The organism is uncultured Aquimarina sp. (assembly GCF_947495315.1).
Taxonomy (GTDB): Bacteria; Bacteroidota; Bacteroidia; order Flavobacteriales; family Flavobacteriaceae; genus Aquimarina.
Genome location: NZ_CANLYD010000038.1, coordinates 1 through 1,376 on the forward strand (window position 1 = coordinate 1; position 1,376 = coordinate 1,376).

Annotated in this window: 1 protein-coding gene; it reads left to right on the plus strand. The window is 48.1% G+C overall.

Going from position 1 to position 1,376, the window contains the following annotated elements; translation table 11 throughout:
* Positions 1–1,376, plus strand: a 1,376-nt coding sequence (locus Q0910_RS28475; RefSeq protein WP_299224221.1) for a hypothetical protein, incomplete at both ends; no start/stop codon positions are given.

The window sequence follows — 1,376 nt, forward strand, 5'->3', positions numbered from 1 at the left end:
ACAGGATTTACGGGTAGAACTGGTTTCACAGGTGCTACCGGACGTACAGGATTTACAGGTAGAACCGGATTCACAGGTGCTACTGGAAGAACCGGATTTACGGGTAGAACCGGATTCACAGGTGCTACCGGAAGAACAGGATTTACGGGTAGAACTGGATTCACAGGTGCTACCGGAAGAACAGGATTTACAGGTAGAACCGGATTCACAGGTGCTACCGGACGTACAGGATTTACAGGTAGAACTGGATTCACAGGTGCTACCGGACGTACAGGATTTACGGGTAGAACTGGATTCACAGGTGCTACTGGACGTACAGGATTTACAGGTAGAACTGGTTTCACAGGTGCTACCGGTAGAACAGGATTTACAGGTAGAACAGGATTTACAGGTAGAACAGGATTCACTGGAGCGACTGGAAGAACAGGATTTACGGGTAGAACTGGATTCACAGGTGCTACCGGACGTACAGGATTTACGGGTAGAACTGGTTTCACAGGTGCTACTGGACGTACAGGATTTACAGGTAGAACTGGATTCACTGGTGCTACTGGAAGAACAGGATTTACGGGTAGAACTGGTTTCACAGGTGCTACCGGACGTACAGGATTTACGGGTAGAACTGGTTTCACAGGTGCTACCGGACGTACAGGATTTACAGGTAGAACTGGTTTCACAGGTGCTACTGGAAGAACAGGATTTACAGGTAGAACTGGATTCACAGGTGCTACCGGAAGAACAGGATTTACGGGTAGAACTGGATTCACAGGTGCTACTGGAAGAACAGGATTTACAGGTAGAACTGGTTTCACAGGTGCTACCGGTAGAACAGGATTTACAGGTAGAACTGGATTCACAGGTGCTACCGGAAGAACAGGATTTACGGGTAGAACTGGATTCACAGGTGCTACCGGACGTACAGGATTTACGGGTAGAACTGGTTTCACAGGTGCTACTGGAAGAACAGGATTTACAGGTAGAACTGGATTCACAGGTGCTACCGGAAGAACAGGATTTACAGGTAGAACTGGTTTCACAGGTGCTACCGGACGTACAGGATTTACGGGTAGAACTGGTTTCACAGGTGCTACCGGACGTACAGGATTTACAGGTAGAACCGGATTCACAGGTGCTACTGGAAGAACAGGATTTACAGGTAGAACTGGATTCACAGGTGCTACCGGACGTACAGGATTTACAGGTAGAACTGGATTCACAGGTGCTACCGGTAGAACAGGATTTACAGGTAGAACAGGATTCACTGGAGCAACTGGAAGAACAGGATTTACGGGTAGAACTGGATTCACAGGTGCTACCGGACGTACAGGATTTACGGGTAGAACTGGTTTCACAGGTGCTACTGGAAGAACAGGATT